The sequence below is a fragment of the Methylobrevis pamukkalensis genome, from assembly GCF_001720135.1.
GTDB lineage: Bacteria > Pseudomonadota > Alphaproteobacteria > Rhizobiales > Pleomorphomonadaceae > Methylobrevis > Methylobrevis pamukkalensis.
The window spans coordinates 1-25,284 of record NZ_MCRJ01000022.1 but is presented as its reverse complement, the minus strand read 5'-3'; the positions used below and the strand labels follow the sequence as shown (position 1 = coordinate 25,284).

Here is a 25,284-nt window from a genome sequence, read left to right as displayed (position 1 = left end):
GTCCGAAGGGCAGCATGTCAGCCATTTGTTTCAAATTCGTCCTATGTCTCCGGGAAAACTGTTTCGCCGGCCGCAACGAAAGAGGCCGCGCCTTCCATGGGAAGGGCGGCCCCGAAACGTGATCTCGCACCGGACGTGCGGCCGATCAGCCGAAGATCCAGAACAGGATGATGATCGGCAGCGGAATGCCGAGCAGGAGCATGATGATGGTACGCATGGGTGTCTTCCTCGATGAAGAATTTGCCACCGGCACTGGGCTCCGCCCGGCGGGTTGCGGAGTGATCAGACCGAGATGTGGGCGCGAAGCATCCAGATCGCCTTCTCGTGGGCACCGATGCGTTCGGTCAGAAGGTCGTGGGTGACGAAGTCGCGCATCTCCTCGGCGTCCTCGGCGGCGTCGCGGGCGCGGTTGGCACAGGCCTCATGGATGCCGGCCAGAAGTTCGAGCATGTCGTTGGCGGAGGCCTCCGGATCGACCGCCTCACCGGTCGGCGACAGCACGTGGCCCTGCTTCGACGGCACATGGAAGCCGAGGGCAAGAATCCGTTCGGCGATCACGTCGATGGCCCCGAACAGTTCGTTGTACTGCGTCTCCGTCAGCTCGTGGATCGACAGGAAGGCCGCGCTGCGCACGTTCCAGTGCACGATCTGCGTCTTGACCAGCAGGCTGTAGGTGTCCTCCAGCACGGCCGACAGGCTCTCGGCGATCTTTTCGCGATCGGACGGCTCGAGGCCGGTCTTGACGACATCCGTGCGACTGATCGGCGAGATATTGGCTGAACCCGATTTCATGGCGACGTCCTTTCCCGATGGTCGGAGCTGCGTGTCTTCCGGCTTAACGTGCCCGCGCCCGGAGGTTCCGGGGCAAGGGGCGCGAACTGGCGTTGCAGGACGGGGCGTAAGGACGGACAGGGATCGGGGCAAAGACGTCGGACATGTATGACAGCGCAGTGTCCGGCTGCTAGTCTTCCCGGATGCCGGGGCGGGGAGCGCCCGGCGGATCGACGTGGAGCGGCCGTTGGCGAAGGACACGAACGAGCAGGGCGAGCCCGACATCGACATCGGCACGGGCTCCGGCGCGCCGCGGGTCGGCGCCCTGACCCTCGAGCAGGCGATCGGCGCGAAGATCCGCCAGCAGCGCAAGCGGCTCGACATCACCGGCGCGGAGCTGGCCGCGGCGGCCAAGGTCTCGACCGGCATGATGTCGAAGATCGAGAACGGACAGATCTCGCCGTCGCTCTCGACGCTGAATGCCGTCGCCAAGGCCCTCAACGTGCCGCTGTCGGCGCTGTTTGCCGGCTACGAGGAACGGCGCGACTGCTCCTTCGTCAAGGCCGGCAGCGGCGTCAACATCGAGCGGCGCGGCACCAAGGCCGGCCATCACTACCAGATGCTCGGTCACTCGCTCGGCTCCGACATCGTGGTCGAGCCGTTCCTGATCACCCTGACCGAGGAGGCGCGGCCCTACGTCGCCTTCCAGCATGCCGGCGTGGAGATGATCTACATGCTCACCGGCCGCGTGGTCTATCGCCATGCCGACAAGACCTATCTTCTGGAGCCCGGCGACACGCTGTTCTTCGACGCCGCCGCCCCGCACGGGCCGGAGGAACTGCTCGAACTGCCGATGACCTATCTCTCGATCATCATCTACCCGAAGGAATAGGCCTCACTCGGCAGCCGCCGCGCGATCCGTCTCTTCGTCCGGTGGCCGATACGTCAGCACCGGCTGCCGGGCCGCGCGCGTCTCGTCGAGGCGGCGGCGCGGCGCGCGCGCGGGGGCCGCGCGGAAGCTTTCGGCCTCACCACCTTTCGCCCGTGTCACCAGATCGCGCAGCGTGTCGACGAAACGGTCGAGTTCGGCCCTCGATTCCGATTCCGTCGGCTCGATCAGCATGGCGCCGTGGACCACCAGCGGGAAATACATGGTCATCGGGTGATAGCCCTCGTCGATCATCGCCTTGGCAAAATCGAGGGTGCTGACCCCGGTGCCCTCCAGGAAACGGTCATCGAACAGCACCTCGTGCATCGCCGGCCGGTCCGGGAAGGAGAGGCTCATCACGTCCCTGAGGCGCGCCTTCAGGTAGTTGGCGTTGAGCACCGCGTCTTCGGACGCCTGCCGCAGCCCGTCGGCGCCGTGGGACAGCATGTAGGCGAGCGCCCGCACGAACATGCCCATCTGGCCGTGGAAGGCGGTGATGCGCCCGAAGGGCGTGGCGCTGCCGGCGGCCTGCTTGCGGGTCTCGACGAATTCCGCCGTCCCGTCCCCGGCAAAGCGCACGAAGGGCACGGGGGCGAAGGGCGCGAGCCGGTCGGACAGCACGACCGGCCCGGCGCCGGGGCCGCCGCCGCCATGGGGCGTCGAGAAGGTCTTGTGCAGGTTGATGTGCATGGCGTCGACGCCGAGGTCGCCCGGCCGCACCTTGCCGACGACGGCGTTGAAGTTGGCGCCGTCCGCGTAGAGATAGCGCCGGCGCCGTGCACGGCCGCCGCGATCTCGACGATGTCGCGCTCGAACAGGCCGCAGGTGTTGGGGTTGGTCAGCATCAGCGCGGCGACGTCGGGCGAGAGCTTCGCCTTGACGTCGGCGACATCCACCGTCCCGTCGGCGCGGGCCGGGATCGCGACCACCCTGTAGCCGAGGAGGGCGGCAGTCGCCGGATTGGTGCCATGGGCCGAATCCGGCACCAGCACGATCCCGCGTGTCTCGCCGCGGGCGGCCAGCGCCGCCTTGATCGCCATCATGCCGCAGGCTCGCCATGGGCCCCGGCCTTCGGGCTCATCGCCACCGACGCCATGCCGGTCATCTCCAGCAGCCAGCGGCCGCATTCGGCGACAAGGTCGATCGCGCCGGGAACGGTGGCGAGCGGCTGAAGCGGATGCACGTCGCAAAGCCGGGCAGCCGCGCCATCTTCTCGTTCAGCCGCGGATTGTGCTTCATCGTGCAGGAGCCGAGCGGATAGACGCCGAGGTCGATGGCGTAGTTCCGGCGCGACAGACGCACGTAGTGGCGCATCGTCTCCGGCTCCGACAGGCCGGGCAGGTCGAGCGGCGCCTTGCGCCGGTGGCGGCCGAGCCGCGGCGCGACGTCCAGTGGCGCTTCGATGTCGACGCCGGACACCTCGCACCGGCCAACCTCGAAGATCAGCCTTCCTCGATGTCGAGGGCGCGGTTTCCGGTGAAGGTCGCGGGGGCGGGGGCGGAGAGGGCGGCGGACGGGGACGTCGGGCGGCCCTGGGTGTTCATGGTCATGGAAACCTCGATCCTGATGCGGCTGCGGCGGGCACCATCCCTCCCCCTCGTGGGGAGGGTGGCGAGCGGAGCGAGCCGGGAGGGGACGGCCTCTCGATGGAAGGCGGTGGTCATGGTTCGCGCTGCTGACCCCTCCCGACCCGGCCTGCGGCCGGGCCACCCTCCCCACAAGGGGGAGGGATGGTTGCCAGACAGCGCCCGCCATCACCCCAGCACCTCCCGCAAGCCCGCCACGAACGCGTCCCGGTCCTCCTCCGTATTCACCTCGCTGGCCGCGACGACGAGCAGGTCGGAGAGCTGAGCGTGGCGGGGTTCGAGGCGGGAGACGGGGACGCCGGCCAGAATGCCCTTCGCGGCGAGAGCCTCGACGACCGCCGCGGCATTGCCGGGCAGGCGGAGCGTGAACTCGTTGAAGAATGTCTCGTTGAGCAGGGTCACCCCCGGCACCTCGATCAGCATCTCCGCCAGCCGCACGGCATTGGCGTGGTTGACCGCGGCCAGCCGCTCCAGCCCCGCGCCGCCGAGCAAAGTCAGGTGGACCGAGAAGGCGGTCGCGCAGAGGCCGGCGTTGGTGCAGATGTTCGAGGTCGCCTTGTCGCGGCGGATGTGCTGCTCGCGGGTCGAGAGCGTCAGCACGAAGCCGCGCCGGCCGTCGGCGTCCACCGTCTCGCCGCAGATCCGGCCCGGCATCTGCCGCAGGAACTTCTCCCGCGTCGCGAACAGGCCGACATAGGGGCCGCCGAAGGACAGCGGGTTGCCGAGCGACTGGCCTTCGCCGACGACGATGTCGGCGCCCTGCGCCCCCGGCGGCTCGATCGCGCCGAGCGCCACCACCTCGGTGAAGACGGCGATCAGCAGCGCGCCGCAGGCGTGGGCCTTGTCGGCGATCGGGGCGAGATCGACGAGGTGGCCGTAGAAGGACGGCGACTGCACGACCACGCAGGAGGTGGTGTCGTCGATGGCGGCGAGGATGTCTTCCGTGCCGGTTGGATCGGGCGGCAGGTCGGCGACCGTGGCGCCCGCCATGGTCGTCATCGTCCGCGTCACGCCGCGGTAGTGCGGATGAAGACCGCCGGAGACCACGGCCTTCGACCGCCGCGTCAGCCGGTGGGCCATCAGCACCGCCTCGGCCGTCGCGGTCGAGCCGTCATACATCGAGGCGTTGGCGACCTCCATGCCGGTGAGGCGGGCGACCTGGGTCTGGAACTCGAACAGCACCTGCAGCGTGCCCTGGGAGATTTCCGGCTGGTAGGGCGTGTAGGCGGTGAGGAATTCCGAGCGCTGGATCAGGTGATCGACGGTGGCCGGCACATGGTGGCGATGGGCGCCGGCGCCGAGGAAGAAGGGCACGCTGCCGGCGGTCATGTTCCTCGCGGCCATGCGTGACAGGAGCCGCTCGACCTCGATCTCGGATCGTCCGCGCGGCAGGGCGAGATCGCCCGCGAGCAGCTTGCCGGCCGGAACATCGGCGAAGAAGTCGTCGACCGAGGCGGCACCGGCGACCGCCAGCATCTGGCGGCGGTCGGCGTCGGTGAGGGGATGGTAGCGCATGGGCTCTCCGTGTCAGAGCGCGGCGACGAAGGCGTCGTAGGCGGCCCTGTCCATCAGGCCGTCCAGTTCGGACGGGTCGGACAGGGTGATCTTCACGAACCAGCCCTCGCCCTCCGGCGCGGCGTTGACCGTCTCGGGCGCGGTGGCGAGCGCCGCATTCACAGCGGCAACGGTTCCCGACACCGGCGCGAACACCTCGCTGGCGGCCTTGACCGATTCCACCACCGCCGCCTCGTCGCCCTTGGCCAGCGTGCGGCCGACATCGGGCAGTTCGACGAAGACGACGTCGCCGAGCTGGGCCTGGGCATAGTTGGTGATGCCGACGACGGCGGTCTCGCCCTCGACGGAAATCCATTCGTGATCCTCGGTGAAACAGACGGTCATCGCATCGATCCTGAAGACGGGGACGGGAGACGGGAAGGGTCAGGCGGGCCGGCGGACGAAGTTCGCGGGCACGAAGGGGAGGGGGACGATCTCGGCGGCAAGTTCCCGGCCGCGCACCATCAGCACGACCTTCGTGCCGGGGGCCGCGGAGGCGGCCGCGACGTAGCCCATCGCGATCGGCCCGCCGACGGTCGGGCCGAAGCCGCCGGAGGTGACGGTGCCAAGGTGTCGGCCGGAAAGGTCGCGGATTTCCGTGCCCTCGCGGGCGGGCTGGCGCCCCTCCGGCTTCAGGCCGACGCGGCGGCGAGCGGGGCCGTTGGCGATCTCGAACTGGATGCGCTCGGCGCCGGGAAAGCCGCCCTCCAGCCGGCGTCGCGGCTGGATCGACCAGGCAAGCCCGGCCTCGACCGGCGAGGTGGTCTCGTCGAGATCGTGGCCATAGAGGCAGAGCCCGGCTTCCAGACGCAACGAATCGCGGGCGCCGAGGCCGACGGGCAGCACCTCCGGCGCGGCGAGCAGCAGGCTCCAGAGATCGGCCGCGCGGGTGTCGTGGACGGAGATCTCGAAGCCGTCCTCGCCGGTGTAGCCGGAGCGGCTGGCGTGGGCGTCGAGGGTGCCGATCCGGATCGGCCCGGCGGTCATGAAGGTCCAGTCGGCGACGTCGGCGCCGAGGCGCACCAGCACATCCACCGCCTTCGGCCCCTGCAGGGCGAGCAGCGCGCGGTCGCGGGCGATGTCGAGGCGGATGTCGGCCGGCAGATGCCGGCGGATCAGGTCGAAGTCGTGATCCTTGCGGGCCGCGTTGACGACGAGCATCAGCGTGCCGTCGTCGTCCGGGTTGTGCGGCCGGTGGATCATCAGATCGTCCAGTGTGCCGCCGTCGGGCGACAGGAACTGGGAATAGCGCTGCGCGCCGGGGCGAAGGTGGAGAATGTCCGCCGGCACGAGGCTTTCGAGGAAGCGGGCGGTGCTGGCGTGGTCCGGGCCGACGAGAAACGCCTGGCCCATGTGCGAGACATCGAACAGGCCGGCGCTGGCGCGGGTGTGGAGGTGTTCGGCGAGGATGCCGGAATACTGTACCGGCATGTCGTAGCCGGCGAACGGCACCATGCGGGCGCCGAGCGCGCGATGGGCGGCGTTCAGCGGCGTGACGAGCGGCGGGGGAGCGTGGTCTGGAGTGTCGGCCATCATGCGTCCTGACGAAGCGTGATCTGCCCGACCCCGCGGCGGGATCGAGATCGACGCCCCCTCTGTCAGGAACCTGAGAGTTTCCCGGAAAGGCCTTGTGACCGGTCCGGTTACGCCTTCGGTGGGCCTCGCCTTGGACGACGAGGCCGCTTTCCAGAGTCTTGTCTTCGTCGGCGGTCCGTTTGCCTGAGAGTTTCCGGGGCGGTTGCTCCTTCGGCGCCGTCAGCGCGCACCCTTGAAGGGGGCGGCGGACGATCTCTCCCGCACGACGTATGATCGGGATCATCAATGAGATGATTGGTTTTGTCAATGACCGTCGCCGCGACCGCAAGGCGAAAACGGCAACGCCGGCGCCGCGGGAAGGCGGCACCGGCGTTGCGGAGCGTGCAGGATGACAGGGACAGAGACGTCAGGTGGCGCCTTCGTCAAAGCCGACCATGATCTCGATGTTGCCGCTGGTCTTCTCCGCGGGGACGACGATGCCGTCGACCACCTTGGTCCAGAGCGAATTGCCGGCGCCGCCCGACACGCCGGCCGCGACCGGGAATATCTGGGAGAAGAGAACCTCGTTGCCGTTGCGCACGACGGCAACGCGGAGCGGCAGGTTGACCGTGCCGGCGTCGCCCTTCGGGCCGACGATCAGGCGTCCGGCAAGGCCGACCTTGATCGTGGTGGCGCCGCTGGCGTCGGTGCGGCATTCGCGGGCGGTCTTGTTGATGTTCGCCTGGTAGCGCACGCCGGCGGGATCGGCCTCCATGCCGCGGGCGTGGAGCGTGTAGACCTGTGTGCCGTCGCGCACGCCGACCTGCGGGCAGACCGCGGTGGCGGCGAACTTCTGGCGAAGCTCGGCCTCTTCCTCCGGCGTGGGGGCGCCGGGAATGTAATTCTTCGCGCCCGAGCAGGCGGCAAGCCCGGCAAGGCCAAAAATGGCGAGCGTGCGTGAAATATTGGGACAGGACAGGAACATGCGCGTGACTCCTCCACGGCGCCTCTATAGCAGTCCGTCCGTCCGTTGGCGACAGGGCCGGCGGAGCGCAGCGCGGTCCTGCACAGCCGGGGCGCCGGCTCTTGACAGGCCGGCGCCAAACACCCCTATACCGGGCGAGGACAGATGGCCGGTCGAAGCGCGCCGCACTGTCCGCCTTGCGCCGCGCCCGATGCCGGTCGCCGCCGAACACCGAGGCCGACGTGATCACCGAGCCGACGAAGCTGCCGCTCACCGTTCATCTCTGCGCCCCGCGCGGGTTCTGTGCCGGTGTCGACCGCGCGATCCAGATCGTCGAGATCGCGCTCGACCGCTACGGGCCGCCGGTCTACGTGCGCCACGAGATCGTCCACAACCGCTACGTCGTCGAGGAACTGAAGCGCAAGGGCGCGGTCTTCGTCGAGGAACTGGACGAGATCCCGGCCGGCGAGAAGCCCGTGGTGTTTTCCGCGCACGGCGTGCCGAAGTCGGTGCCGGCAGACGCCGCGCGCCGCGAGATGTTCTTCCTCGACGCCACCTGTCCGCTGGTCTCCAAGGTTCACCGCGAGGCCGAGATCCATTTCAAGCGGGGCCGCCACATCCTGCTGGTGGGCCATGCCGGTCATCCGGAGGTGATCGGCACCATGGGCCAGCTGCCCGAGGGCGCCGTGACGCTGGTGGAGACGGAGGCGGACGCCGAGACCGTGCTGCCGCCCGACACGGACAATCTTGCCTGGATCACCCAGACGACCCTCTCGGTCGACGACACCCGCGCGATCGTTGCGGTTCTCACCCGCCGCTTTCCGCGGATCGTCGCCCCGCACAAGGACGACATCTGCTACGCGACCACCAACCGGCAGGACGCGGTGCGGGCCGTGGCGCCGCGGGTCGACGCGATGATCGTGGTCGGGGCGCCGAACTCGTCGAATTCGCAGCGCCTGCGCGAGGTGGCGTCGAGAGCCGGCTGCGAGCGCGCCTTCCTGATCCAGCGCGCCGCCGACATCGACTGGGAGGCGGTGGGCACCGTCTCTGCGGTCGGCATCACCGCCGGGGCCTCGGCGCCGGAAATCCTTGTCGAGGAGGTGATCGACGCCTTCGCCGCGCGCTATGCCGTGACGGTCGAGACCGTGCGCACCGCCGACGAAACCGTGTCCTTCAACCTGCCGCGCGAATTGCGCCTGCCCGCCGCACAGTAAGCCGCGGTCGGGTCCGGACGGATCATCGGGAAGGACGAGGGGACATGGCGGTCTACACCGAGGTGGCGGACGAGGAACTGGCGGCCTTCGTCGCCGGCTACGACATCGGCGGGCTCGTCTCCTTCAAGGGCATCGCGGAGGGCGTGGAGAATTCCAACTTCCTGCTGCGCACCGAGACCGGCAGCTTCATCCTTACGCTCTACGAAAAGCGGGTCCGCGAGAGCGACCTGCCCTTCTTCGTCGGCCTGATGGAGCACCTGGCCGCCGGCGGGCTGAACTGCCCGACGCCGGTGCGCGACCGCAACGGCGAAGCGCTCGGCCGTCTCGCAGGCCGTCCGGCCGCGATCGTGACCTTTCTCGACGGCATGTGGGTACGCCGGCCGAAGGTCGCCCATTGCGCGCAGGTCGGCGAGGCGCTGGCCGACCTGCATGCGGCGGGGGCGGACTTTTCGATCGTCCGCGACAACGCCCTGTCGGTCGGCGGCTGGCGTCCGCTCTTCGAGCTTTCCGCCGCCCGCGCCGACGAGGTGCTTCAGGGCCTCGGCGCCGAGATCGAGGCCGAGCTCGATCATCTCGAGCGGCACTGGCCGGGCGAACTGCCGAAGGGCGTGATCCACGCCGACCTGTTCCCCGACAACGTGTTCTTCCTCGGCGACCGGCTGTCGGGCCTGATCGACTTCTATTTCGCCTGCAACGATCTCTTTGCCTATGACCTCGCCATCTGCATCAACGCCTGGTGCTTCGAGCCGGACCGGCAGTTCAACGTCACCAAGCGCGGGCGATGATCGCCGGCTACCGCCGCCGCCGTGATCTGAGCGAGGCCGAACTTGCCGCCCTGCCGCTGCTCGCCCGCGGCTCGGCGCTGCGTTTCCTGCTGACGCGGCTCCACGACTGGCTGAGCGTGCCGCCCGGCGCGCTGGTGACGCCGAAGGATCCGCTGGAATACCTGCACAAGCTGCGCTTCCACCGCGGGGTGACGAGCGTCGCGGCCTACGCGTCGAAGCGGAGGACGTGCGGTCATGACCGACGAGGCGGAGCCGACGGTCGTGATCTACACGGACGGCGCCTGCTCGGGAAATCCCGGGCCGGGCGGGTGGGGCGCGATCCTCACCTTCGGCGACGTGGTGAAGGAACTCTGCGGCGGCGAGGCCGACACCACCAACAACCGCATGGAACTGATGGCCGCGATCGAGGCGCTGACGGCGCTGAAGCGGCCGTGCCGGGTCGAGATCCACACGGATTCGCAGTATGTGAAGGGCGGCATCTCCACCTGGATCCACAACTGGAAGCGCAACGGCTGGAAGACCGCCGACAAGAAGGCCGTGAAGAACGCCGATCTCTGGCAGCGGCTGGAGGACGCGCGCGGGCGCCATCAGGTCACCTGGCACTGGGTCAAGGGCCATGCCGGCCACGACATGAACGAGCGCGCCGACGAACTCGCCCGCGAGGGCATGCGGCCGTTCCACCGACGTCCGGGCCGCGGAGCCGCCCAATGACCGAGCTTCCCGTCGCCGCCGCCCTCGGACGGCCGGAGACCGTGGCGGCCCAGACCCGCGAGATCCTGATCGTCGCCAACCCGACGGCCGGCGGCTTCCGCGCCCGCCGGCTCAATCGCCTCGCCGCAGACCTGCGCGCCGCCGGTCTCGGCGTCGAGGTGCGGCTGACGACCCGGGCCGGCGACCTTGTCGAGATCGCCCGCACCTTGCCGCCGGAGATCGACACGCTGGTGATCGGCGGCGGCGACGGCTCGATCAACGAGGCGGTGAACGGCCTTGTGTCTCGCCCGCACCGTCCGCCCGCCCTTGCCGTGCTGCCCTTCGGTACCGCCAACGTGCTGGCCCGCGAACTGAACCTGCCGTTCCGGCCGGGGACGATCGCGCGCATGCTGATCCGGCGCCGGCTGGCGCCGCTGCACCTCGGCCAGATCGGCCTGCGCGCCTTCCTGCTGATGGCCTCGGCCGGCTTCGACGGCGCGGTGGTCCACGGCGTCGATCCGGTCCTGAAGCGCAGGATCGGCCCGCTTGCCTATGCGCTCGCCGCCATCCGGCTCGCGCTCGCCGGCACCGGCCGCGACGTGATCGTCAACGCCGACGGCGAGACCAGCGTCTGCCGGATCGCGGTGGTCACCACCGCCCGCTGCTATGGCGGACCGATGTCGATCACCCGTCACACCAGCGTCACCGATCCCGGCCTGCGGCTGGTGACGCTGGCCGATGACCGGCCGATGACGCTGCTGAAGGCGGCGGTGATGCTGGGGCTCGGTCGCCTCGACCGGCTGAAGGGCGTGGTCGACCGGGCGGTCGCCCGCGTGCGGCTCTCGGGCGAGGGCATCCTGATGCAGGTCGACGGCGACGCGATCCCGGTGAGCGAGGCGCCGATCGAGGCCCATCCGCGGGTGCTCAGCGTGATCGTGCCCTGAGGGCAATCAGGTGTTGCTCCACCCGCCATCGATGACGATCGCCTGACCGGTCATGAAGGCCGACTCGTCGCTGGCGAGATAGACGACGAGGTGGGCGATCTCCTCGGCGGTGCCGAGCCGGCCCATCGGCTGGCGGTTGACGAAGGCGGCGCGGGTGGTCTCGTAGTCGCCGAGCGCGCGCATCCGTCCCTCCAGCGAGGGGCTCTCGACCGTGCCCGGACAGACCGCGTTGAACCGCACGCCCCTTGCCACGAAGTCGGTCGCGAGCGCCTTGGTCATGCCGATCACGGCCGCCTTGCTAGCGCCGTAGACGAAGCGGTTCGGCGCGCCGATCACGCTCGAGGCGACCGAGGCCATGTTGATGACCGAGCCGCCGCCGTTGTCCAGCATGCCGGGCAGAAGGGCGCGGATCATCCGGTACATCGACTTGACGTTGAGATCGAAGGAGAAGTCCCAGGCCGCCTCGTCGCAGTCGAGCACGGTGCCGTGGTGGACGAAGCCGGCGCAGTTGAACAGGATGTCCGGCGCCTCGGCCTCGGCGGCAAGGGCGGCGACGGCGGCGCCGTCGGTCACGTCGAGGAGGCGGGTGGTCACGCCCGGCACGTCGGCAAGCGCGGCGAGCCGCTCGGCGTTGACGTCGGTCGCCAGCACGCGGGCGCCTTCGGCGGCGAAGGCCAGCACGGCGGTGCGGCCCATCCCCTGCGCGGCGGCAGTGACGATGGCGGTCTTGCCCTTCAGTCTGTCGGTCATCGCGTGTCCCGTCCGCGCCGGCGCTTCAGGGGGACATCGCGTCGCCCGGCCGGCGTCCTGTCGTGAGGGTGGCGCCGTCCCGCCGCGGGGGAGGGGACGGCGTTCCAGCGATACACGATGGACGGCACGGGACAAAAGAAGTTTTGCTCCCTGAGGAGTTCGGACGGGGGGCCGGTTCAGCCGGCGACGCGGTCGCTCGCCTCGGCCCGCGGCCAGGTCAGCAGCCGGCAGACGCAGTCCTCGTGCGGGGCGAGGCCCTCCAGCGCGATTTCCGCGGCGCGGTGGCCGATCCGGCCTTCCTCGGCCACCATCAGCACCGCGTCGGACTGGCCGACGAGGCCGGCGAGATGCGGTTCGCCGCCGGCGGCCGGACCCTTGATGATCACCGCGGCATAGCGGCCGCGCAGGCTCTCCAGCAGTTCCAGAAGCTCCGGCATTTCCAGCGGTGCGTGCACGGGCAGGCCCGATTCGGCCGAGCCGAACGGCAGCACCGTCAGCGGCCGGCCGGGGATCTCGACCAGCGCCTCGTCGAGGCTGACCACGCCGAGCAGCACGTCGAGCAGGCCGTCCCGCCCGCCGAGCGCGGAGGCCGCATCCGGCTCGGTCTCCAGAAGCACGGTCCGCAGGCCGGCGTCGGCGGCGGCGAAGGCGAGGGCGTCGGCAAGCTCCCGGTGGCCGCTGCGGCGGGTGGCCGCCGCGACAAGGACGACCTGGACCGGCACGTCGAGCGCGTCGGGATTCGCAAGCACGTCGACCCAGGGCTGAACCAGCGCGGCGAGCGGGGCAAGGTCGCCCATCTCGGGGCCGACGTTCGCGTCGGCAACCGGCGCAGGTTCGTCCTGCGGGGCCATGTCGTCCGCCGGCAGCGTGGCCGTCTCGTCGCCAAGGGAGGCGCGCAGGGCGTCGCGGCGCTTGCGGAAGCGCGTCTTCAGGCGCTCGGAGCGATCATTGACGGTGGCGTCCTCGTCGCTCGCCAGCGAGGCGGCAACGGCCGCCGCCGCGGCAGCGGAAATGGTGGTCGCCGCCACCGAGGAGGAGCCGGACGGGGTGATGGTCGGGGCTGGGGTGGCTTCGGCCGTGACCGGGGCCACTGGCGTCGCGGCCACGGGAGCCGGAGCGACGGGCGCGACCTGCGGCCGGCGCGGGGCGGCCTCGCCGGGCGTGCGGACGCGCACCGTGTCCGGTTTCGCGGCGGTCATCGATGCGGCGGCCGGGGCGAGGACGGGCGAGACGACCGGGGTGGCCGCGACGGCGGAGGGGGCGTCGCGAACCGCATCGGGGCCGGCGCATGCGTCTTGTCCGGGGCAGGCGACGTGGGAACACGGCGGCGCATCAGGCCGGCCGCCGACAGCGCCTCGCCGAGCAGCGCCGAGCCGAAGCCGGCGACGATGCCGAGCATGATGCCGGCGATGCCGAGGATGATCGGGCTGATCCGGGTGGACTTCAGCGGCGGGGTCGCCGGGGAGACGATGCGGGCTTCGGACTTCTGCAGCGAGGTCTGCTCGCTGGTCGCCTTGAAGCGGCCGAGGAATTCCTCGTAGAGGCGGCGGTTGGCTTCCGCCTCGCGCTCGAGCGCCCGGACCTTGACCGAGGCCTCGTCGGTGGTCGCGGCCTCCTGCTCCATCTGCTGGAGCCGGCTTTCGAGCGCGACGAGCTGTTCGCGCGCCGCCTTGGCGGAACGGTCGGCCTGGGCGATCTGGCGGTCAACCTCGACGCGGATCTGGGCCTCGTTGCTGGCCATCTGCACCTGCAGCGCCTGTAGCGTCGGGTGACGGTCGCCGTAGACCAGCCGGAGTTCCGCCATCTGGCGCCCGAGTTGCGAGTGCTGGATCCGCAGGTTCGACAGCACCGACGACGTCGCGCCCTCAGGGTTTTCCGACAGCGGGTCGCTGACGCTGATGCGCGACTGCTCGTAGCGGGCGCTCGCCTCCTCGGCCCGCGAGCGGGCCAGCGCCACCTGCTGCACGAGGTCGCCGAGTTCGCGCTCGCGCACGGTGATGTCGTTGCCGGCGTTGACGATGCCGTAGCGCGTGCGCGCCTCGGCCACGGCTGCTTCGGAACTGCGCACGGACTCGGCGAGGGCGGACAGGCGCGTGCGCAGCCAGTCGGCCGCATCCGACGCCGCGTCGACGCGGGTGCCGGACTGCTGGGCGATGAAGGTCTCGGCGATGGCGTTGGCGTAGCGGGCCGCCTTGTCGCGGTCGCGCGACGTGAAGGTGACCTCGACGACATAGGTGATGCCACGGCGCTCGATCTTCATCTGGTTGCGGAAGCGCGACAGCATGCCGAGGCGGGTCGCGCGCCGCCGAAGATCGAGCCGGAGTTGAATTCGGGATCGTCCGCGATGTTCAGCTGATCGAAGATCGGATTGAGGAAGCCGTCGGAGGTCGCGACCTGCACGAGGCTTTCAAGCGCCACGGCATCGTTGCCGATGCCCGGCAGCACGTCCTCGCTGAGGGTGATGCGCGGGGTGCGCGGATCGACGAGGATCAGCGCCGTCGCCGCATAGCGCACCGGCATCACGAAATAGGCCGCGGCGGCCAGCAGCAGGCCGAGAATGGCGAACTTCACCGCGCGGCCCCAGTAGACCGCGAAGAAGCGCAGGATGGCGACGGGGTCGATCAGCCCGACCGACGTCGTCGGTGCGGCGGCGGCGCCCGCGGGCGCTTCCGGCGTCTCCCAGTCGAATCCATCGTGACGGCGGCTCATCGATCGGTCCTTCTGACGACGCGAGGCGGCGCAACGGACTGAGGCGCGGATCGCTCGCGGCATGCGACAGGTCCGGAGAGGGCGACGCCATCCCCGACACGAGGTCAGTCAACCATGGGGACGTTTAAGATTTCGTTAGCCATAACGGGCCACTAGCCCGCCCGGTTACACCGCGTGTTAAACGGCGAGCCTGTAGCCTGCCGCTCTCGCAGGGCAGACCAGGCGCGCCTTCCGGCCGCCCGCCACGCCTGCGACACCCCCGCATCCGGCCCGAAGGCCGCGTGGGCCGCAGGAGGGATCGTGACCGTCGCCAGCACCGCACGGGTCAGTACCGCGCAGGATACCCGGGAAGACGCCGGCCGGACCGGAGGGCAGACCTTCGTCTGGCTCGGCCGCTACGCGGTTCACGGCGTGCTGTCGCTCGCCGTCGCCTTCTTCCTCACCGCGCTGCCGGTGGTCGCCAGCGAGATCCACAAGGGCCTCGCGGTCGGCGCCGCCGTGCTGGCGGCGCTGCTGGTGGCGAATTTCGCGCCGAAGGTGATTCCCGTCGTCATCATCGTCTCGGTGCTGTTCCAGAATCTCTTCGTGGCGCTGGTCTCGCCCTACATCACCAGTTCCGCCGACTTCAACTTCGTGCGCGGCTTCAACTTCCTGACGCTCGTCGTGTTCTTCCTGTTCTTCTGGTTCGAGGTGCTGCTGCGGCGCCACGCCTATTCGACGCCGTTCATGCGCTACTTCTACGCCAGCACCGTGGTTCTGCTGATCGTCGGGCTCTATTTCGCCTATGGATGGTGAAGAGCCCGCAGGGCGCGATCATCTACCTGCGCAACATCGCGTTGCCGCTGATGCTGTTCCAGGTGTGCCTCACGGTGGCCTACGCGCACCGGCCGAACGTGACCACGTCGCTGATCTTTCTCGCCACGCTCGTGATGCTGCTCGGCTATTTCGAGTTCCTGTTCCGCGACGAGTGGTTCCGCCTGACCAATTCCCACGCCTACTGGTGGCTGAACTCCACCGACGCGCGCGAGGCCGGCCTCTATTTCCGCATCGCCCAGATCCACCGGCAGGTGATGACCGACGTGCTCGACGCGTTCCGGGTCACGCTGTTCAACACGGCGCTGCTGAGCGATCTCGATCTCACGGTGCTGCGCGTCAACGGGCCGAACTTCCACTCGATCAGCTTCGCCTATGCGATCAGCTTCCTCGCGCTGTTCCTGTTCTCCTGCCGGCGCTTCGTGCTGTTCGCGCTGATCCTGCCGATCCTGGTCTTCACCAGCGCCAAGGGCGCGCTGATCGTGCTGCTGCTGGCGACATCGATGACGCTGGCGAGCACCGTGTTCCAGGGGCGGATCGTGCTCGCCGGCTTCGTCGGGCTGATGTGCCTCTACATCCCCTTCGTGATCATCAGCGGCCTTCGCGTCGGCGACTATCACGTGCTCGGCCTGATCGGCGGCGTGAAGGGGTTCCTCGCCAATCCGATCGGCCACGGTCTCGGCTCGGGCGGCAATCTTGCCACCAACTTCGGCGAACTCGACTGGGAAAACGCCCAGAAGAGCGGCGAGACCGAGGCGGCGGTGGAAAGCGCGGTCGGCGTGCTGCTCTACCAGATGGGCGTCGCGGCCTTCATCGTCCTCGGCTTCTACTACTGGGTCGGCTTCACGGTCTGGCGGCTGTTCGACCGCCTGCGGCACCCGCAGTTCTGCGTCGCCGCTTACGGACTGTTTGCCATCCTCGTGAACGGTTTGTTTCAGGAGGAGGCACTATTTTCACCTTTGTCGCTGGGGCTGATGCTCGCCTTCGCGGCGCTGGCCATCGGGTCGGCGGCGCGGACGGGGGTGCTCGACCCACCCGCCGTCCCGACCCTCGCCCCGGAGGCAGCCGGACGGTTGCAGCCGCTCGGCGATCCAGGCGGGCGACCATGACGCCCGCATCCGGGCCGGACTTTCAGCGCGACGACACGACAGGGATGTCCGATGAGTGACGACGGCCAGACGATCCGCGGCGATGCCGCCGCCGGCTTCGAGACCGCGCCCACCCGCGAGAGCCTCGTCGCCCGCCTTGTTGCGAAGATCCGCGGCTTCACGGCAAACCGGTCCAATCACGCGATCTTCGGCACCATGCTCCTGAAGGTCGCGAGCGCGGCCTCGTCCTTCCTGCTGTTCTCGCTGGCCGCACGGGCCATGGGCGAGGTCGAGTTCGGGCGATTTGCCATCTGGTTCTCGCTGGTCTCGCTCGCCTCGGTGGTCGCCGTCTTCGGGCAGGAACTGCTGATCGTCCGGGCCTGGAACGAATATCTGGCGCAGAAGGCCGAGGGCCTTGCCAAGGGCGCGCTGGTGTTCGGCTTTGCCGTCACCATCGGCCTGTCCATCCCGGTCGGCCTTGCGATCTTCGGCTACGAGATGTGGGCCGAGGGCGACGTTGCGATGGCGGTCGGGCTCGGGGTCTTCCTGCTTCTCCACACGCTGCTGCTCTACACGACCCATGCCTCGCGGGCGATCGTCAACATCTTCGTCGGCGACGCCCACCGCGAGATCACCTGGCGGCTGGTGGTCGTCGTCGTGCTGATCGCGGCGATGGTGATGTCGGTTGCGGTCACGGCGTCGGACTTCTTCCTCGTCGCCGCCGGCGGCATCGCCCTGTCGGTCACGATCCAGCTTCTGGCGATCCGCCGGCATGTCCCGCAGGCCGTTCGCGCCGCCCGCATCGCCTACGACACGGCCAACTGGGTGCCGCGCTCGTGGAAGATGTGGCTGTCGGCGATCATGGAATCGATCAACCAGTATGCCGAGGTGATCATCATCGGCCTGCTGATCGACCCGGTCGCGGCCGGCGCCTATTTCGTCGCCGCGCGCCTTGCCAACAGCTTCGCCATGGCGGCCGACGGCATCAACACCTTCGGCACGCGCCATATCCCCCGGCTCTACTTCGGGCGCGAGACCGCGGAACTCGGCCGGGTGATGCGCTCGATGGCGCTGTTCACGGCGCTGATCGTGGTGACGGGGCTTGTGGCGGTGCTGATCGGCGGCAAGCTGATGCTCTGGATCTTCGGCGCCGAATACATGGACCAGTATCCGATCCTGCTGATCCTCTCGATCGGCACGGCCGCGGTCGCGGCCGCAGGCCCCGCCCCGTCGATCCTGCTTCTGACCGGCCATGAGGGCCGCTACCTCGGCGTGATCGCGGGCAGCGTCGCCATGCGCTGCGCGGGCTTCTTCCTGCTGATCCCGCTGCTCGGCGTGACCGGCGCGGCGATCTCCACCGCGGTCTCCTTCGTGGCGATGACCATGGTGCTCAATTTCGAATGCCGCCGGCTGACCGGGCTCGACCCGTCCGTGCGGCAACTGTTCAAGGCGGAGGCATCGGCGCAGACCGTGCCGCCCGCAGACGCGGAAAGGTCGCCGACATGACCACATCTGGCAACGAGCGTGCCGTGGCCGGACGGCCGAAGGTGATGCTGGTGCAGACCCAGGCCGAGAATGCCGGGGCGCAGGAGATCGCACGCCTGCTCGGTCTTGGCCTCGAGGCCCGTGGCTACGAGGTCCACCAGCTGTTCTTCTATCGTCGCACCGACGGCTTCGACGACACGCCCAACACCCACTTCTGCTGCTGCCACCGCCCGGGCACGCCGCTCGCCTTCGGCAAGTTCCTCGTCACGCTCTGGCGCGAGATCCGCAAGGTGAAGCCGGACGTGGTGATGACCTTCCAGCATTACGGCAACTTCTTCGGCGTGCCGGCCGCCCATCTTGCCGGCGTGCCGCATGTGATCGCCAACCAGAATTCGGCGCCGGAGATGATGAACCGGCTGCTGCGCGCCGCCGACAGGCTGATGGGGTCGATCGGCCTCTACCACGCCAATGTGGTCAACTCGACCGACACCGAGCGCGAGTTCGCCGGCCATCCGGCCGCCTATCGCCGCCGCCTCGTCCATGTCGACCACGGCTTCCAGAACAAGGCCGCGTCGCTGACGAAGACCGAGGCGCGCAGCCTGTTCGGCCTGCCGCAGGACGTTCCGCTCGCCGGCACGGTGGCGCGGCTCAACCCGATGAAGAATCTCGAGGTGCCGATCCGGGCGCTCGGCCTGATGCCCGGCGTGCATCTGGCGCTGGCCGGGCAGGGGCCGGACCGCGATCGCCTCGAGGCGATCGTGGCCGAGACCTCTGTCGGCGACCGGGTCCATTTCGTCGGCGAACTGCCGTCCGTGAAGGTCGGCGAGTTTCTCGCCGCCCTCGACGTCTTCGCCTTTCCCTCGCTCGCCGAGACCTTCGGCCTCGCCGGCGCGAGGCGGCGCAGGCCGGCGTGCCGGTCGTCGCCAACGGCCTGCCCGTGCTGAGGGAGGTGCTGTCGGTGGACGGCGCGCCCTGCGCGGAATTCGTCGACGCAACCGACGTCGCGGCCTTCGCCGCGGCGATGACCCGCGTGCTGACGGATCCGGCGCTGGCGACGACGCTGTCGGCCACCGGACGGCAGCTCGAGAAGAAATACTCGCTCGACGCCATGGTCGAGGGCTACGTGAAGATCATGCGCGATCTCGACGTTGCATCGCCCGCCGGCTCCGGCGGCATGACCACCGTTCCGGCATGATCGTTCTCCTGCGCTGTCCTGCGCCGCAACTCCGGCGCTGGACCGGGCGCCTCGCCGCGCGCCTTGCCGCGCTGCCCGGCGTTGCGGTCGAACTCGACCCGTCCGGTGCCGCCGCCGGGACGGGACGCAGCACGGCGCTGCTGATCGAGCTGGAGCGCCTGTTGCTGCGCCGCCTGCGTCCCGGCGCCGCCGATCCGATGACGCCCGCCGACCTCGCCCTGCCACCGGCGGGGAGCACCGCCGAGGTCGTCATCGATCTCGCCGCCGACGCGCTGGAGGGCGCGGCGCAACCAGGCACGCTGCGGCTGGCGGTGCTCTATGACGGTGTCGCTGGCGAGGAGGCACTGCTGGCCGCCGTTCTCTCCGGGCGCCTGCCGATCGTCGAGGTCGTGGACGTGGCGACCGGCGATGTCCTCGGCCGGGCCAATCCCTCACCCGAAACCGCCGGTGGCCTCTCCGGCGGCATCGACGCGGTGTCGGCCCGGCTCGTCACGCTTCTGGAAAAGCTCGTCGGGCTGCATCGGCAAGGCCGGCGCCCGACGCCGCTGCCGTCCCTGGCGCCGAGGTCCTTTGCCCCGCGCAGTCCTTATGCCTTCGAGGCCAGGCTGCTGGCGGCGAGCGCCATCCGCGAGATCTACCGCCTCTGCTGCCACGCCCCGCACTGGCGCGTCGGCTGGCGGATGAATGACGGCGACGGCGTGATGGAACGCGGCGATCTCTCCGGCCCGCGCTGGAACGTGCTGCCCGATCCCGGCCACCGCTTCTACGCCGATCCCGTGCCGGTCACCTGGCAGGGGCGCAGCGTGCTGTTCGTCGAGGATCTCGACCACCATGTCGGCAAGGGCATCATCTCGGCGATCGAGATCGGCCCGGACGGACCGGTCGGCGCGATGAGGCCGGTGCTGGAAGATCCCTGGCACCTCTCCTTTCCCTTCCTGATCGCGCACGGCGGCGCGCTCTACATGATCCCGGAGACGGGCGGCAACCGCGACGTCGCACTCTATCGCTGCGTGTCCTTCCCCGACCGCTGGGAGCGCTGTGCGGTGCTGCTCTCGGGGCTGGTCGCAGCCGACGTCACCATCATCCCCCACGAGGGGCGGATGTGGATGTTCGCGGCGACCTACGACGATGGCGGCGGCTGGTCCGACTGCCTGTCGATCTGGCATGCGCCCGATCTGTTCGGCCCGTGGACGCCGCTTGCCGAAAACCCCGTGCTGATCGATCGCGACAGCGCGCGGCCCGCGGGCAACATGGTGATCCGCGACGGGCGGCTCTGGCGGCCGGTCCAGGATTGCAGCGGCGGCTACGGCTCCGCGCTCGGCCTTGCCGAGGTGACCCGGCTGGATCCGGAGGGATTTGCGCAGGAGGTCCGCCACATCGTGCGCCCGGGACCGCGCTGGCCGGGCCGCAAGCTCCACACGCTGAACCGCGCCGGCCGGCTGGAGGTCATCGACGGCACGACCATCCGCCCGAAGCTTCCGGCGCTGGCGAAGCTGGTCGATGCGCGGCGGGAGCCGGGGGCGTAGTCTTTCCGATCCTTCCGCGGCCGATTTCCAACGCAGAAATGACGAAAGCCCCGGCGGTGAAGGTCACCGCCGGGGCTTTGTCGTTGTCGGGTCATGCAGCAAGGCACGGGCAGCGCCGTGCCTGGAGTCCTTACCGCCCGTCGATCCGGTTCGAAAGGCGGCGGCCGGCGTCGATCATCGGCTTTTCCAGGAAGCGCCAGGCAAGGGCGCTGGCCACCAGCACGGCGAGGGTCGTGACGATCGCGAGGCTCAGGGCGAAGAGATCGCTGTGAGCGGCGAGCAGGTCGGCGCCGAACAGCAGCACCAAGCCGGCGGCGACCGTGAACAGCATCGGGAAGTGGATGAGGTAGATGCCGTAGGAGAGATCGCCGAGGATCTTCAGCGGCCGGGTGGTCGCCAGCTTCGGCGCGGCCTCCAGCAGGAGCACGATCAGCGCCATCGACACGGCCATCTCGAAGAGGTTGGTCACCGGGTCGGCGTGGCCGGAGTAGGTGTAGCCGGCCGCATCCATCAGCGCCCGCCCGTTCATCAGCACGAAGAACAGGCCGACCGAGGCAACCAGCGAGACCGACGCGGGGAGGCGGGCAAGCTGCGGGCGCAGCTGCAGGGCGACATGCAGCGCAAGGATGCCGACCGCGAAGTTCACCATGAAGGCCGGCCAGCGGTAGAGGAACAGGTGGGTTTCGGGCAGCAGCGGCATCGCGAAGGAGACGACCAGCAGGCCGGCGGAGAGAACCGCGGCGCGCGTCAGGTCGCGGGCGTAGAGCACGAAGAAGGGCAGCAGCGCCGAGGCGATCAGTTCGACGAAGATCGACCAGGTCGGCGGGTTGGCCTTGTCGATCAGCCCGAGGAAGCTCGCGACGATCTTGAACGGTCCGACCGGCTCGCTGTAGTGGCCGAAGAAGCTCGGCTCGAACAGGGCGCCGTTCACATGCGGATGGATCAGGAAGCATAGCCGAAGCCGAAGGCGGTGGTGGCGATCAGCAGCGGATAGAGCCGGAACAGCCGGCGCACGCCGTAGGCGGCGAAGGCCGGGATCGAGGGGGCAAAGCGCTTCAGCGAGATCGCCAGCACCGCGCCGCTGAGCACGTAGAACAGCGCCACCGCCGCGCCGCCGCCGCTCATGAAACCGAGCGGCAGGAGCGTCGGGCTTGCGACCGCAAGGAGGGCGAGCACATGGCTCCAGACCACCGCCAGCGCGGCGACCCCGCGCACGCCGTGCAGCGGCGCCGAGAACGGCCGGTCGAAGGCGGCCGGGACGGCGGCGGGCACGACGGTCGTCTCCATCGGCTCGGCCGACACATAGTCGCGGGGATTGAAGCGGACGTCCTCGATGGTCATGGCGTCGGGTCCGTGGATCACTTGTGAAGGAGGCGGCGGATCCGGCGATTGAGGTCCGGATGCTGCTCGAGGAACTGGCGGCCGCGGCGGCGGATCTTCGCCTCGAAGGCGAGCAGGAAGCCGCGCAGCGTCAGCGCCTGCTGGTATTCCGACAGTTCAAGGCCGGTGCCGCCGAAGCGGGTCTTGTAGCTGTGGGCGCCGACGCCGATGTCGAACACGTCGAGGCCGGCGTTCTTCCAGTATTCCTGGGTCGCCACCATGTTGCACAGGCCGGGCGAATAGCGCCGGAAGCTGTCGCAACCCATGGCGGTGATGATGCCGTTGAAGCGGCCGCGATGGACGTAGCCGAGGAAGGTCGCGATATACTGGCCGTCGTATTTCGTGGCGGTGACGCTGGTGCGTCCGTCCGCGGCGCCGGCCATGGCGAGTTCCTTGAAGAAGCCGCCGATCGCCGGATGGTCGAGATTGCTGTGCTGGCCGAGTTCGGCGCAGCGGTCATGGCGCTGGGCGATCATCACGTCGATGATCTTCGAGATCTCGTCCGGATCGGTGACGACCTCGAAGGCATAGTCGCCTTCGCGCTTCATCTTGCGGATCTTGCCGGCCGCGTCCTTGTAGGCGCTGGACTTCGTGATGTCCGTGCCCGCCATCGGCACGACGGCGGTGGTGACGCCCATCTCGGCCACCCCCGGCAGCAGGACGAAGGGATTGGGCAACGGGCCGATCTGCGGCGGCATCTTCTTCATCCGCACCACATCCGCGCGGGGCAGGGCGGCCAGGATGCGCTGCCACAGCGCGATCGCGCCGGCCACATCGAACTGGGCGGCGGGACCGAGCAGCGGCGCCGCATAGTCGCAAAGGTCGAGGTCGGCGAGTTCCAGGACCGTCACGCCCTGCCGGCGCAGGCGCACGAAAGGCGCGATCACCTGCGGGCGCCCGTGGGCATCGCAGGCGACCACGACCGCCGGCGTTGCACCGCTGGCGGGCGCAACAACCTTCAGGAACCGCTCCATGAAGAAGCGGCTCTGGAACACCGTCAGATGGCCGTAGGACTCGATCTGGTCCCAGGCGACCCAGAGTTCGGCGTCGTCCGCGCGGTCGAAGACGCGCATGTTGAGCGTCGCCGGGTCCATCGTGCCCGCCGCGGTCGATCGTTCGGTCAGCAGGGTCTCCGTCCAGTCCACGGCCGGACGGGAGTCCGGCATCGCGTCGTTGCTCAGCATGTCGTTCCCCGCTCGTGATACCGGCGGCCGCCCTGCAGTGACGTCCGCCAGATGTGGGCCGCCGCACCCCCTGCGTGCGGCCGATGAGGTGTCGTCCGGGGCAGCGGTCCCCACCGCGTCCCGGACACGTCGGTCACTTGTCCGCGTCCACCGTCTGCGGGATCGAACCCGGATCGAGCAGCGCACGCATGACGAGATCGTCCGGAAGCCCGGTGCCCGGATCGAGCAGGCCGAAGCCGTCGGCATAATCCCAGTGGGTCCAGGCGGCGCAGCCGCGCGCCTCCGCGGCGGTCACCACGGCGGCCAGCCAGCGGGCCCGGTCGTCCGGGGCCGCCTCGAAGCGCAGCACGCCGAATTCGTTGAGGATCACCGCGCGCCGGTTGGTGTCGCTCCAGGTGCGCAGCGCATCGAACAGCCGGTCGGCGGACTGGGCATTCCAGTCGCGCGCCAGCGCGCTGTCGAGCACGGCGGCGCTGCTGGCGCGGCCTTCGGCGCGCAGGTCCACGATCATCTGGCGGATCTTCGGATCGAGCCGGCGGGCCGGGAAGGGAACGCCCTTGAGATGGGTCAGCGGATCGGCGTCGGTCGACCAGGTGAGGCCCTGATGGGTGAAGACCATCGGATCGTAGAAGTGGACCGCGTAGACGATGTTCGGGTCGTCGAACGGCGTCATGCCGAGCAGCACTTCGGGACGCTGCGGCCCATAGGGCTGGGCGATCAGCGTGGTTTCGGGAAGCAGCGCGCGCAGGTGGGCGAGGAAGCGCGGCAGATGCTCCGCCCAGACGTCCTGCGTGGTGACGGGCTCGTTGAGCACCTCGGCGAAGACGCGGTCCTTCGGATAGCCGGCGACGACCGCGGCCATGCGCGTCCAGGCATCCTCCACCGCCAGCGCGCCGGCTTCGGAGTCATCCCGATAGAGTTCGGCGAAGTGACTGCCGGGGTGCAGGTCGACGGAGACGGCGAAGCCCTCGTCGAGCAGCAGGTCCAGCGCCGCGCGCAGATGCGTCAGGTGCCGGGTGATCGTGCCCTCGTCGGAAAATTTCGCCATCACCAGTTCGCCCGTCACCGGCAGGCGGATGTGGGTCATGCCGAGAATGCGCAGATGGCGCAGCACGCTGCGCTCCGGCGGAATGCCGTCGGGCCGGTCGAGCCAGCCGGGAAGATTGAAGCCGCGTGCCAGTGCGCCGAGCCGCTCCGGCGCGACCCCGAGGTCGCGGTCGGTCAGGCAGCCCGGAAACGCGCCCGCCGCCATGCCCGGGGACGTGCCGGCAAGCAGGCCGGCAAGCGCGAGCGCGGCAAGGCGCATCGCGAGGGCAGGGCGTCGGATCGTCGGTACGCGGAAAGCCATCCTCACCTCGAACTTGTCAGCAGCAGCCACAGGGCATGCGGGTTGGTGGTAAGATAGCGCTTGCCCAGCCGCCGCGGCTCCAGGATGGCGCGGTAGAGCCATTCGAGGCCGAGCGACTGCATGATCTTCGGCGCGCGGCTCTTGGCGCCGGAGAGGAAGTCGAACAGCCCGCCCGAGGTCTTGACCAGGCCGACCCCGGTCAGCCGGTCGCGGTTGCGCGAGATGAAGCGCTGCTCCAGCGGCACGCCGAAGCCGATCCAGAGGATGTCCGGCCGGGCGGCATTGATCGCGGCGACGACGGCGTCTTCCTCGTCCTTCTTGAAGTAGCCGTCGCGGGCGCCGACAATCTCGAGGCGCGGATAGAGCGCGCGCATGTTTTCTTCAGCTTTCCTTGCCACCTCGGGCGAGCCGCCGATGAAGTAGAAGCGGGCGCCGGTCAGTTCGGCGAGCCGGGCCACGTCGTGGACGAGGTCCGTGGTGGCCGCGCGTTCCGGGATCGGCTTGGCGCATTTGAAGCGCGAGATCGCGACCATCGGGTTGCCGTCGGCGTGGATCAGGTCGGCCTCGTCGAACAGGGCGCGGATCTCCGGATCGGTGGCGCAGTTGGAGATCACCTGACCGTTGGCGGAGGTCACGTAGATCGGCGGCAGGCCCTTGCCGCGCCGCTCCATGGCCCATTCGATCATCAACGCAGCGGAGCGGGCACGATCGATCACCGCGATCGGGAGCCCGCCGAGCAGGCTCGTCTCGACCAGCTCGGGACCCGTGACGCCAGCGCGCAGGCGCTCGTCCGTGCCGACCGCCGGGGTCAATGACTGGATCGCATATTTGACCGTCATCGTTCTCATCACGCCT

The 25,284-nt window shown here is 69.4% G+C and carries 25 protein-coding genes, 2 pseudogenes and 1 riboswitch; of the genes and pseudogenes, 12 read left to right on the top strand and 15 right to left on the bottom strand.

The genetic code is table 11. The features are described 5' to 3' along the window. Positions 1-282: 282 nt before the first annotated feature. The gene (locus A6302_RS05655; protein ID WP_069306230.1) at positions 283-792 is read right to left on the bottom strand and encodes a Dps family protein; all 510 of its coding nucleotides are present in this window, start codon (positions 790-792) and stop codon (positions 283-285) included. A gap of 226 nt (positions 793-1,018) precedes the next feature. Here A6302_RS05655 and A6302_RS05650 point away from each other — a divergent pair, with 226 nt between their 5' ends. Next, entirely contained in the window at positions 1,019-1,663 is a 645-nt protein-coding gene (locus A6302_RS05650; protein WP_245293932.1) for a helix-turn-helix domain-containing protein, read from the top strand. A 3-nt stretch (positions 1,664-1,666) separates the two neighbouring features. Here the strand turns inward: A6302_RS05650 and gcvPB are convergent. The 4 genes and pseudogenes from gcvPB to gcvT all read right to left on the bottom strand — a co-directional run bounded on the left by gcvPB (position 1,667) and on the right by gcvT (position 6,372). Further along, positions 1,667-3,249, bottom strand: a pseudogene (gcvPB, locus tag A6302_RS05645) (aminomethyl-transferring glycine dehydrogenase subunit GcvPB). A 204-nt stretch (positions 3,250-3,453) separates the two neighbouring features. Further along, the gene (gene gcvPA / locus A6302_RS05640) at positions 3,454-4,800 is read right to left on the bottom strand and encodes an aminomethyl-transferring glycine dehydrogenase subunit GcvPA (RefSeq protein WP_069306228.1); all 1,347 of its coding nucleotides are present in this window, start codon (positions 4,798-4,800) and stop codon (positions 3,454-3,456) included. Positions 4,801-4,812: 12 nt separating this feature from the next. Next, complete coding sequence (gene gcvH / locus A6302_RS05635; RefSeq protein ID WP_069306227.1) at positions 4,813-5,184, bottom strand: glycine cleavage system protein GcvH; 372 nt, start codon at positions 5,182-5,184, stop codon at positions 4,813-4,815. A gap of 39 nt (positions 5,185-5,223) precedes the next feature. Continuing rightward, positions 5,224-6,372, bottom strand: a complete 1,149-nt coding sequence (gene gcvT, locus A6302_RS05630) for a glycine cleavage system aminomethyltransferase GcvT (protein ID WP_069306242.1) — start codon at positions 6,370-6,372, stop codon at positions 5,224-5,226. A 165-nt stretch (positions 6,373-6,537) separates the two neighbouring features. Then, a riboswitch (glycine riboswitch) is annotated at positions 6,538-6,646 on the bottom strand. Here gcvT and A6302_RS25190 point away from each other — a divergent pair. Further along, complete coding sequence (locus A6302_RS25190; protein WP_280938863.1) at positions 6,645-6,767, top strand: hypothetical protein; 123 nt, start codon at positions 6,645-6,647, stop codon at positions 6,765-6,767. (Overlaps the previous riboswitch by 2 nt.) 14 nt (positions 6,768-6,781) lie before the next feature. On the opposite strand, the gene A6302_RS05625 is transcribed toward A6302_RS25190, so the two are convergent. After that, positions 6,782-7,339, bottom strand: coding sequence for a hypothetical protein (locus A6302_RS05625; protein WP_069306226.1), 558 nt, complete (start codon positions 7,337-7,339; stop codon positions 6,782-6,784). Between the two features lie 221 nt (positions 7,340-7,560). Here A6302_RS05625 and ispH point away from each other — a divergent pair, with 221 nt between their 5' ends. From ispH to A6302_RS21985, 4 genes and pseudogenes are all read left to right on the top strand, one after another. Beyond that, positions 7,561-8,532 carry a 4-hydroxy-3-methylbut-2-enyl diphosphate reductase gene (ispH, locus tag A6302_RS05620; RefSeq protein WP_141703429.1) on the top strand — a complete coding sequence of 324 codons (972 nt, stop codon included), beginning with the start codon at positions 7,561-7,563 and terminating at the stop codon, positions 8,530-8,532. A gap of 44 nt (positions 8,533-8,576) precedes the next feature. After that, positions 8,577-9,526 (top strand): annotated as a pseudogene (locus tag A6302_RS05615) (homoserine kinase); the annotation flags it as partial. A gap of 25 nt (positions 9,527-9,551) precedes the next feature. After that, positions 9,552-10,028: a ribonuclease HI gene (gene rnhA, locus A6302_RS05610; protein WP_069306241.1), complete on the top strand. Its 477-nt coding sequence runs from the start codon at positions 9,552-9,554 to the stop codon at positions 10,026-10,028. Beyond that, on the top strand, positions 10,025-10,951 hold the full coding sequence (locus A6302_RS21985; RefSeq protein ID WP_141703433.1) for a diacylglycerol/lipid kinase family protein: 927 nt from the start codon (positions 10,025-10,027) through the stop codon (positions 10,949-10,951). Before rnhA ends, A6302_RS21985 begins: the two co-directional genes overlap by 4 nt. Positions 10,952-10,957: 6 nt before the next feature. Here the strand turns inward: A6302_RS21985 and A6302_RS05605 are convergent, their stop codons facing one another. The 4 genes from A6302_RS05605 to A6302_RS05590 all read right to left on the bottom strand — a co-directional run bounded on the left by A6302_RS05605 (position 10,958) and on the right by A6302_RS05590 (position 14,410). Beyond that, positions 10,958-11,701 (bottom strand): SDR family oxidoreductase, encoded by a 744-nt coding sequence (locus A6302_RS05605; protein ID WP_069306224.1) that lies wholly within the window; start codon positions 11,699-11,701, stop codon positions 10,958-10,960. A gap of 176 nt (positions 11,702-11,877) precedes the next feature. Continuing rightward, positions 11,878-12,900 (bottom strand): hypothetical protein, encoded by a 1,023-nt coding sequence (locus tag A6302_RS05600; protein WP_069306223.1) that lies wholly within the window; start codon positions 12,898-12,900, stop codon positions 11,878-11,880. Then, positions 12,897-13,985: a GumC family protein gene (locus tag A6302_RS05595; RefSeq protein WP_069306222.1), complete on the bottom strand. Its 1,089-nt coding sequence runs from the start codon at positions 13,983-13,985 to the stop codon at positions 12,897-12,899. The genes A6302_RS05600 and A6302_RS05595 overlap by 4 nt, the downstream gene beginning before the upstream one ends. After that, a complete protein-coding gene (locus A6302_RS05590; RefSeq protein WP_069306221.1) occupies positions 13,958-14,410 on the bottom strand; it encodes a hypothetical protein in 453 nt (150 codons plus the stop codon). The genes A6302_RS05595 and A6302_RS05590 overlap by 28 nt, the downstream gene beginning before the upstream one ends. A 300-nt stretch (positions 14,411-14,710) precedes the next feature. Here A6302_RS05590 and A6302_RS05585 point away from each other — a divergent pair, with 300 nt between their 5' ends. Genes A6302_RS05585 through A6302_RS05565 form a run of 6 tightly spaced genes read left to right on the top strand, consistent with a single transcriptional unit; the run spans position 14,711 to position 20,517 of the window. Further along, positions 14,711-15,205: a hypothetical protein gene (locus tag A6302_RS05585; protein ID WP_069306220.1), complete on the top strand. Its 495-nt coding sequence runs from the start codon at positions 14,711-14,713 to the stop codon at positions 15,203-15,205. Continuing rightward, a complete protein-coding gene (locus A6302_RS05580; protein ID WP_069306219.1) occupies positions 15,199-16,332 on the top strand; it encodes a hypothetical protein in 1,134 nt (377 codons plus the stop codon). The genes A6302_RS05585 and A6302_RS05580 overlap by 7 nt, the downstream gene beginning before the upstream one ends. A gap of 51 nt (positions 16,333-16,383) precedes the next feature. After that, the gene (locus A6302_RS05575) at positions 16,384-17,817 is read left to right on the top strand and encodes a lipopolysaccharide biosynthesis protein (RefSeq protein WP_083255551.1); all 1,434 of its coding nucleotides are present in this window, start codon (positions 16,384-16,386) and stop codon (positions 17,815-17,817) included. Further along, the gene (locus A6302_RS05570; protein WP_245293931.1) at positions 17,814-18,740 is read left to right on the top strand and encodes a glycosyltransferase; all 927 of its coding nucleotides are present in this window, start codon (positions 17,814-17,816) and stop codon (positions 18,738-18,740) included. Before A6302_RS05575 ends, A6302_RS05570 begins: the two co-directional genes overlap by 4 nt. Further along, on the top strand, positions 18,707-18,991 hold the full coding sequence (locus A6302_RS24170) for a glycosyltransferase (protein ID WP_245293930.1): 285 nt from the start codon (positions 18,707-18,709) through the stop codon (positions 18,989-18,991). The genes A6302_RS05570 and A6302_RS24170 overlap by 34 nt, the downstream gene beginning before the upstream one ends. Next, entirely contained in the window at positions 18,988-20,517 is a 1,530-nt protein-coding gene (locus A6302_RS05565) for a glucosamine inositolphosphorylceramide transferase family protein (protein WP_069306218.1), read from the top strand. The genes A6302_RS24170 and A6302_RS05565 overlap by 4 nt, the downstream gene beginning before the upstream one ends. Positions 20,518-20,647: 130 nt before the next feature. On the opposite strand, the gene A6302_RS22725 is transcribed toward A6302_RS05565, so the two are convergent. The 5 genes from A6302_RS22725 to A6302_RS05540 all read right to left on the bottom strand — a co-directional run bounded on the left by A6302_RS22725 (position 20,648) and on the right by A6302_RS05540 (position 25,277). Then, complete coding sequence (locus A6302_RS22725; protein WP_069306217.1) at positions 20,648-21,448, bottom strand: acyltransferase family protein; 801 nt, start codon at positions 21,446-21,448, stop codon at positions 20,648-20,650. 11 nt (positions 21,449-21,459) lie between these two features. Continuing rightward, entirely contained in the window at positions 21,460-21,858 is a 399-nt protein-coding gene (locus A6302_RS22720) for an acyltransferase family protein (protein ID WP_169833505.1), read from the bottom strand. A gap of 17 nt (positions 21,859-21,875) precedes the next feature. Further along, positions 21,876-23,081, bottom strand: a complete 1,206-nt coding sequence (locus A6302_RS05550) for a GNAT family N-acetyltransferase (RefSeq protein ID WP_069306215.1) — start codon at positions 23,079-23,081, stop codon at positions 21,876-21,878. Between the two features lie 133 nt (positions 23,082-23,214). Further along, positions 23,215-24,429 (bottom strand): glycoside hydrolase family 5 protein, encoded by a 1,215-nt coding sequence (locus A6302_RS05545; RefSeq protein WP_083255549.1) that lies wholly within the window; start codon positions 24,427-24,429, stop codon positions 23,215-23,217. A 2-nt stretch (positions 24,430-24,431) separates the two neighbouring features. Continuing rightward, a complete protein-coding gene (locus tag A6302_RS05540) occupies positions 24,432-25,277 on the bottom strand; it encodes a WecB/TagA/CpsF family glycosyltransferase (RefSeq protein WP_245293935.1) in 846 nt (281 codons plus the stop codon). Positions 25,278-25,284 lie beyond the last annotated feature (7 nt).

Coding starts and splice junctions, on each gene's coding strand:
- A6302_RS05655 (WP_069306230.1), bottom strand. CDS start 792: ATGAAATCGGGTTCAGCCAATATCTCGCCGATCAGTCGCACGGATGTC.
- gcvPA (WP_069306228.1), bottom strand. CDS start 4,800: ATGCGCTACCATCCCCTCACCGACGCCGACCGCCGCCAGATGCTGGCG.
- gcvH (WP_069306227.1), bottom strand. CDS start 5,184: ATGACCGTCTGTTTCACCGAGGATCACGAATGGATTTCCGTCGAGGGC.
- gcvT (WP_069306242.1), bottom strand. CDS start 6,372: ATGGCCGACACTCCAGACCACGCTCCCCCGCCGCTCGTCACGCCGCTG.
- A6302_RS25190 (WP_280938863.1), top strand. CDS start 6,645: ATGATCGGGATCATCAATGAGATGATTGGTTTTGTCAATGACCGTCGC.
- A6302_RS05625 (WP_069306226.1), bottom strand. CDS start 7,339: ATGTTCCTGTCCTGTCCCAATATTTCACGCACGCTCGCCATTTTTGGC.
- rnhA (WP_069306241.1), top strand. CDS start 9,552: ATGACCGACGAGGCGGAGCCGACGGTCGTGATCTACACGGACGGCGCC.
- A6302_RS21985 (WP_141703433.1), top strand. CDS start 10,025: ATGACCGAGCTTCCCGTCGCCGCCGCCCTCGGACGGCCGGAGACCGTG.
- A6302_RS05605 (WP_069306224.1), bottom strand. CDS start 11,701: ATGACCGACAGACTGAAGGGCAAGACCGCCATCGTCACTGCCGCCGCG.
- A6302_RS05600 (WP_069306223.1), bottom strand. CDS start 12,900: ATGACCGCCGCGAAACCGGACACGGTGCGCGTCCGCACGCCCGGCGAG.
- A6302_RS05595 (WP_069306222.1), bottom strand. CDS start 13,985: ATGCTGTCGCGCTTCCGCAACCAGATGAAGATCGAGCGCCGTGGCATC.
- A6302_RS05590 (WP_069306221.1), bottom strand. CDS start 14,410: ATGAGCCGCCGTCACGATGGATTCGACTGGGAGACGCCGGAAGCGCCC.
- A6302_RS05580 (WP_069306219.1), top strand. CDS start 15,199: ATGGTGAAGAGCCCGCAGGGCGCGATCATCTACCTGCGCAACATCGCG.
- A6302_RS05575 (WP_083255551.1), top strand. CDS start 16,384: ATGAGTGACGACGGCCAGACGATCCGCGGCGATGCCGCCGCCGGCTTC.
- A6302_RS05570 (WP_245293931.1), top strand. CDS start 17,814: ATGACCACATCTGGCAACGAGCGTGCCGTGGCCGGACGGCCGAAGGTG.
- A6302_RS05565 (WP_069306218.1), top strand. CDS start 18,988: ATGATCGTTCTCCTGCGCTGTCCTGCGCCGCAACTCCGGCGCTGGACC.
- A6302_RS22720 (WP_169833505.1), bottom strand. CDS start 21,858: ATGACCATCGAGGACGTCCGCTTCAATCCCCGCGACTATGTGTCGGCC.
- A6302_RS05550 (WP_069306215.1), bottom strand. CDS start 23,081: ATGCTGAGCAACGACGCGATGCCGGACTCCCGTCCGGCCGTGGACTGG.
- A6302_RS05545 (WP_083255549.1), bottom strand. CDS start 24,429: ATGGCTTTCCGCGTACCGACGATCCGACGCCCTGCCCTCGCGATGCGC.
- A6302_RS05540 (WP_245293935.1), bottom strand. CDS start 25,277: ATGAGAACGATGACGGTCAAATATGCGATCCAGTCATTGACCCCGGCG.